5 protein-coding genes are annotated in these 6925 nt (G+C 65.6%); all 5 read left to right on the forward strand.

All coding sequences use genetic code 11. The annotated features are described in order from the left end of the window. The first annotated feature begins 222 nt into the window (after positions 1-222). The gene (locus ACLQI9_RS08985; RefSeq protein ID WP_442379239.1) at positions 223-978 is read left to right on the forward strand and encodes a hypothetical protein; all 756 of its coding nucleotides are present in this window, start codon (positions 223-225) and stop codon (positions 976-978) included. Between the two features lie 198 nt (positions 979-1176). Next, on the forward strand, positions 1177-4863 hold the full coding sequence (locus ACLQI9_RS08990; RefSeq protein WP_442379237.1) for a multifunctional oxoglutarate decarboxylase/oxoglutarate dehydrogenase thiamine pyrophosphate-binding subunit/dihydrolipoyllysine-residue succinyltransferase subunit: 3687 nt from the start codon (positions 1177-1179) through the stop codon (positions 4861-4863). 287 nt (positions 4864-5150) lie between these two features. Continuing rightward, complete coding sequence (locus ACLQI9_RS08995; RefSeq protein ID WP_442379235.1) at positions 5151-5450, forward strand: PE family protein; 300 nt, start codon at positions 5151-5153, stop codon at positions 5448-5450. A 15-nt stretch (positions 5451-5465) separates the two neighbouring features. Beyond that, a complete protein-coding gene (locus ACLQI9_RS09000; protein WP_442379233.1) occupies positions 5466-6659 on the forward strand; it encodes a PPE family protein in 1194 nt (397 codons plus the stop codon). A gap of 68 nt (positions 6660-6727) precedes the next feature. Next, a partial coding sequence (locus ACLQI9_RS09005) for a WXG100 family type VII secretion target (protein WP_442391516.1) occupies positions 6728-6925 on the forward strand: 198 nt, incomplete at its 3' end.

Genomic DNA, 6925 nt, shown 5'->3' on the forward strand with positions numbered 1-6925 from the left:
TCCGGCCGTTGACACGACCCACATCGTCGCCAGGCGTCCACATCGCCCGGCTCCCCCACTCTCCGTTGACACGGCCCGCGTCATCGCCAGGCGTTCGCAGCGGATTATTCCTGGTGGAGTAATCGCAATGACGCCCGCCCCACGTTTCGTGGCACCGGCGCTAGCCTGAAGGCAGGCCGCGGCTTCAGGAAGGAGCCGGGCACATCCACTTCGGAGGCACTTATGAGCGCCCGACGGACGCACTCAGCGGACGACTCGCTGCCCGCCGCCACCAACGGCAAGCCCAAGGCATCCGCGCGCGCACTGGCGCAGATCATCGAACGCAGCTCGCGGATTCAGGGGCCGGCGGCCACGGCTTATGTGGAACGGCTGCGCCGTGCGAGCCCGGAGGCCGCCCCCGCCGTTATCACCGCCAAGCTGGAGAAGCGGTTTCTGAGCGCCGTCACGGCCAGCGGCGCGGCAGTGGGTTCGGCCGCTTTGCTGCCGGGGATCGGCACACTGGCCGCGCTGTCCGCGGCCGCCGGGGAGACGGCCGTGTTCCTGGAGGCCACCGCGTTCTTTGCGCTGGCGATCGCGGCGGTGCACGGTGTTCCGGCCGAAAATCGGGAACTCCGCCGCGCCCTGGTGCTGGCCGTACTGGTTGGCGATGACAGCAAGAACGCCGTCGGCGAACTGCTCGGTCCTGGCCGCACGAGCGGTGCGTGGTTGTCGGAGGGGGCGGCATCGCTGCCGATGCCCGCGTTGGCACAGTTGAATTCGCGGTTGCTCAAGCGCGCAGTCAGGCGGTTCACGCTGCGTCGCAGTGCGCTGCTATTCGGCAAGATGCTGCCGATCGGTATCGGCGCCGTCATCGGCGCCATCGGCAACCGGTTGGTGGGTAAGAAGATCGTGCGCAACACGCGCAAGGCGTTCGGCACTCCCCCGGTTCGGTGGCCGGTCACGCTGCACCTGCTGCCCCCGGTTCACGACGCCACCTAGCGGGCGTGCAGCCTGCCCCTGTCGCAGCGCGGACCAGGCTGGTCAGGACGCGTGGCGGATTGTCGGCAAAGGGTTAGCCTTTATGGGGCGGAAACTGTCGGGGCCGCCACAGGTGAGATGCGCCGACACCGTGTGCAGGAAGTGGCAAGCGTCACGTAGCGCGCTTGCCGGACAGAGGAATCGAGGCGAGCCGCCGCCGTGAGCAGTACGAGTTCACCATTCGGCCAGAACGAATGGCTGGTCGAGGAGATGTACCGCAAGTTCCGCGAAGACCCCTCGTCGGTCGACCCGAGCTGGCATGAGTTTCTGGTCGACTACAACCCCGAGCCGACGGGCGACGGTTCGACGACAGCTGACGGGCCGCCCGCCCCGGCCGCCGGGGCCGTGCCCGCCCCAGCAGCCCCGCCGTCACCTCCGCCGGTTACCACCGCCACCGTCGGCAACGGCGTGACCAGCGCACCGCCGGCCCCGGCCAAACCAGCCGGCCCGGCGCCGGCCGACGGTGATGAAGTCCATGTGCTGCGGGGTGCGGCCGCCGCCGTCGTGAAGAACATGTCGCTGTCGCTGGATCTGCCGACCGCGACCAGCGTTCGGGCCATCCCGGCCAAGCTGATGATCGACAACCGCACTGTCATCAACAACCAGCTCAAGCGCACCCGCGGCGGCAAGATCTCCTTCACCCATCTGCTGGGCTACGCGTTGGTGCAGGCGCTCAAAGCGTTCCCGAACATGAACCGGCACTACGCCGAGGTCGACGGCAAGCCCACCTCGGTCACGCCGGCTCACGTCAATCTCGGCTTGGCGATTGACTTGCAGGGCAAGGACGGCAAGCGCTCGTTGGTGGTTGCGGGCATCAAACGTTGCGAGATCATCCGATTCGCGCAGTTCGTCACCGCCTATGAAGACATCGTCCGCCGTGCCCGTGATGGCAAATTGGCCGCCGAAGACTTTGCCGGCGTGACGATTTCGTTGACCAACCCTGGGACCATCGGCACCGTGCACTCGGTGCCCCGGCTGATGGCGGGCCAGGGCGCGATTCTCGGCGTGGGAGCGATGGAGTACCCGGCCGAATTCCAGGGCGCCAGTGCCGAGCGCATCGCCGACCTCGGTATCGGCAAGCTGATCACCCTGACATCGACGTACGACCATCGCATCATCCAAGGCGCGGAATCGGGTGACTTCCTGCGCACCATCCACGAAATGCTGCTCTCCGACGACTTCTGGGACGAGATCTTCCGCGAGCTGAGCATCCCGTACCTGCCGATACGGTGGAGCACCGACAACCCCGACTCGATCGTCGACAAGAACGCCCGCGTCATCGAGTTGATCGCGGCCTACCGCAACCGCGGCCATCTGATGGCCGACATCGATCCGCTGCGCCTGGACAAAACCAGGTTCCGCAGCCACCCCGATCTCGAAGTGCTGACCCACGGCCTCACACTGTGGGACCTGGACCGGGTATTCAAAGTCAACGGCTTCGCCGGCTCCGAGTACAAGAAGCTGCGCGACATTCTGGGCCTGCTGCGTGACGCCTACTGCCGGCACATCGGCGTGGAGTATACCCACATCCTCGACCCCGAACAGCAGAAGTGGCTGGAACACCGCGTCGAGACCAAACACGTCAAACCGACTGTGGCCCAACAGAAGTACATCCTGAGCAAGCTCAACGCAGCCGAGGCGTTCGAGACGTTCTTGCAGACGAAGTACGTCGGGCAGAAGCGGTTCTCGCTGGAGGGCGCCGAAAGCACCATCCCGCTGATGGATGCCGCGATCGACCAGTGCGCCGAGCACGGGCTCGACGAGGTGGTCATCGGTATGCCCCACCGGGGTCGCCTCAACATATTGGCCAACATCGTCGGAAAACCGTACTCGCAGATCTTCTCGGAGTTCGAGGGCAATCTGAACCCCGCGCAGGCGCACGGCTCGGGCGACGTCAAGTACCACCTCGGCGCCACCGGCGTGTATCTACAGATGTTCGGCGACAACGACATTCAAGTGTCGCTGACCGCAAACCCGTCGCACCTGGAGGCAGTCGACCCGGTGCTGGAGGGTCTGGTTCGGGCTAAGCAGGACCTGCTCGACAAGGGTGATCGCGAAGACGGCTTCTCGGTGATGCCGCTGATGCTGCACGGCGACGCCGCCTTCGCGGGCCAGGGCGTGGTCGCCGAGACGCTGAACCTGGCGACGCTGCCGGGCTACCGGGTCGGCGGCACCATCCACATCATCGTCAACAACCAGATCGGGTTCACCACCTCGCCGGAATACTCCAAGTCCAGCGAGTACTGCACCGACGTCGCGAAGATGATCGGAGCGCCGATCTTCCATGTCAACGGCGACGACCCCGAGGCGTGCGTGTGGGTGGCGCGCCTGGCCGTGGACTTCCGGCAGAAGTTCAAGAAAGACGTCATCATCGACATGCTGTGCTACCGGCGGCGCGGGCACAACGAGGGCGACGACCCGTCGATGACCAACCCCGCCATGTACGACGTCGTTGACACCAAGCGAGGGGTCCGCAAGACCTACACCGAAGCGCTGATCGGTCGTGGCGACATCTCGATGAAAGAGGCCGAGGACGCGCTGCGCGACTATCAGGGTCAACTCGAGCGGGTCTTCAACGATGTCCGCGAACTGGAGAAGCACGGAGTACAGCCGAGCGCATCGGTGGAGTCCAATCAGATGCTCGCGGCAGGGCTTGACACCGCGGTGGATAAGGCATTGCTGGCCCGCATCGGCGACGCATTCCTCGCCCTCCCCGACGGCTTCAGCGCGCACCCACGAGTCACGCCCGTTCTGGAGAAGCGCCGGGAGATGGCCTACGAGGGCAAGATCGACTGGGCGTTCGGCGAGTTGCTAGCGTTGGGTTCGCTGGTGGCCGAAGGCAAGTTGGTGCGGCTATCCGGGCAGGACACTCGGCGCGGCACGTTCTCCCAACGGCATTCGGTGCTCATCGACCGCCACACCGGCGAAGAGTTCACGCCGCTGCGGCTCCTGATGACCGATCGGGACTGCAACCCGACCGGCGGCAAGTTCATGGTCTATGACTCGCCGCTGTCGGAGTATGCCGCCGTCGGCTTCGAATACGGCTACACCGTGGGCAATCCCGACGCACTTGTCTTGTGGGAGGGCCAGTTCGGCGATTTCGTCAACGGTGCCCAGTCGATCATCGACGAGTTCATCAGCTCCGGCGAGGCCAAATGGGGCCAACTGTCCAGTGTCGTGCTACTGCTGCCGCATGGACACGAAGGCCAGGGCCCTGACCACACCTCCGGCCGTATCGAACGTTTCCTGCAGCTGTGGGCGGAAGGTTCGATGACGATCGCGGTGCCCTCGACCCCGGCTAACTACTTCCACTTGTTGCGCCGGCATGCCCTCGACGGTATCCAACGCCCGCTGATCGTGTTCACGCCGAAATCCATGCTGCGCAATAAGGCCGCGGTCAGCGACATCCGAGACTTCACCGAGGCCAAGTTCCATTCCGTGCTCGAAGAACCCACCTATGCGGACGGCGTCGGTGACCGTGCCAAGGTGACCCGAATGCTGCTGACCAGCGGCAAGCTCTACTACGAGTTGGCGGCCCGCAAGGCCAAGGACAACCGAGACGACGTCGCGATTGTGCGCATCGAACAGCTCGCCCCGCTGCCGCGCCGGCGACTCAGCGAAACGCTGGACCGCTACCCAAACGCCAGCGAATACTTCTGGGTGCAAGAGGAGCCGGCCAACCAGGGCGCGTGGCCACGGTTCGGCCTGGAGCTACCCGAGCTGTGCCCGGGCACACTGACCGGTATCAAACGCATTTCGCGGCGCGCCATGTCGGCACCGTCGTCGGGCTCGTCGAAGGTGCACGCCGTCGAACAGCAGGAGATCATCGACGAGGCATTCAACTGAGCGAACAACATGCGATGACGGCCCGAGTGCAGACGTTCGCCCCGAACGGCAGGTCCGGGTGCGTAACCGGCGCTCACCTGAGGTTCAACCCGCGCGAAAAAGCGTCACAGTTAACGCCCAGTTTCCACCGGACATCGTTTCGTCGATATGTGTACCGCGGACGGCAAAAAAGCATACGATTTGTCAGCCATCACGGGTGGCAGTTGCTTTTGGGGAGGTCAATCCAACGCCGGGTCTAAGGTAGCGTCCAACTTAGAGTCGACGGGGTCGTTGTAGGAGGTCGGAAGGTGTCGTTCGTAACTACGAATCCCGAGGTGTTGTCGGGGGCTGCGAGCAGTCTGTCTGGTATCGGTGACGCGATGGTGGCCCGCAACGCGGCCGCGGCGGCGCCGACGACGGGGCTGGCCCCGGCCGCGTCCGACCTGGTGTCGGCGACGACGGCGGCGCAGTTCGGCCAGCACGGCGTGGCCTATCAGCAGATCGCCGCTCAAGCCGCCGAAGTGCACGAGCAGTTGGTCGCCGCGCTGCGCTCGGGCTCGGGTGCCTATGCGCTGGCCGAGGCGGCGAACATGGCGGCGGCGGGGTAGCCAGGTCTCGCGTCGATGAGCTTTTCGCTAATTCCCCCGGAAATTAATTCCGCCCTGATGTTTTCCGGGGCGGGGTCGGGTCCGTTGTTGGAGGCATCGGCGGCCTGGAATTCGTTGGCCGCCGATCTGGAGAGCACCGCGACCCAGTATCAAACGCTGGTCACCAATCTGGTCACCGGATCGTGGCTGGGGCCCTCGTCGGCGCAGATGGCCTCGGCGACCGCCCCCTACATCGCCTGGCTGCAGGGCACGGCGGCCACCGCCGCCCAGACCGGCGCCCAGGCTCAGGCGGCCGCCGCGGCCTATCAGAGCGCCTATGCCTCGATGGTGCCGCTGCCGGCGATCGAGGCCAACCGCACGGAACTGGCCACGTTGGTCGCCAACAACTTCTTGGGCCAAAACACCGGGGCCATCGCCACCAACGAGGCTGAGTACCTGGACATGTGGATCCAGGACGCGCTGACCATGGACACCTATCAGGTGAACTCTCAGGCGGCTTCGGCCCTGCCCGCACAGAGCGCGGCCCCGCAGGTGGCCAGTGGCGCGGTGGCCAATGCGGCCGCTGCGGCGGCCACACCGGCCGACTCGAGCACGGTGATCACGGGGCTGCTCGGCGACTTTGCCGAGCTCTTCGGCGTGGCGGGGAACGCGGGTCCGGCGACTTTGGGGTCCACCGATATCGTGTCCTGGCTGGGGACGGTGGCTACGTCGGTCGCCGCCGATCCCACCGCCGCGCTGCTTCCGGTGCAGGTCACCTACTACATGGGCATGTTGAGCAGCATGCCCGCGCGTATGTTCATGAGCTCGGGCAGTTCGGCCAGCAGTGCCGCGGGATCGACCCTGGCCAGTACCAGTGACACGCTGATGGCCAACGTCGGGAAATTCGTCGACGGCAAGCTGACCAACGTGATGGGCGGTGTGGGCAACCAGCTGCGGACGTGGGGGTCGGCGATCTCCGCGTCGCTGGCCTCAGGTCACCACGTGGGCGGGCTGTCGGTGCCCAACGCCTGGCATGGGCTGGCCCCGGAGATGAGTCGCGCGGCCCCGGTGTTGCCTGCAACCAGCGTCGCCGCCCCGCAGATGACCCACGGGCTGCCCAGCAGCCCGTTCTCCCAAGGGTTGATGGGCGCGCTGGCCGGACGCGGTATGAGCAGCATGGGCTCCAAGGTCGTCGCAAAGGTGATGCCCCGCTCGCCGGCCGGCGGCTAAGGGCAGGGGATGCCTTGCCGCACAACGCCTTAACACTGAAATGACACCGAGGTAAGGGAGACAGGGATATGCCTACGCGTTTTATGACTGACCCGCATGAGATGCGGTCGATGGCGGGCCGTTTCGATATGCACGCCCAGACGGTGGAGGACGAGGCCCGCAAGATGTGGGCATCGAGCCAAAACATCGCCGGCGCCGGCTGGAGCGGTACCGCCCAGATGACGTCCTACGACACCATGGGCCAGATGAACCAGGCCTTCCGCAAC

This window comes from Mycobacterium sp. (genome assembly GCF_052143115.1).
Taxonomy (GTDB): Bacteria; Actinomycetota; Actinomycetes; order Mycobacteriales; family Mycobacteriaceae; genus Mycobacterium.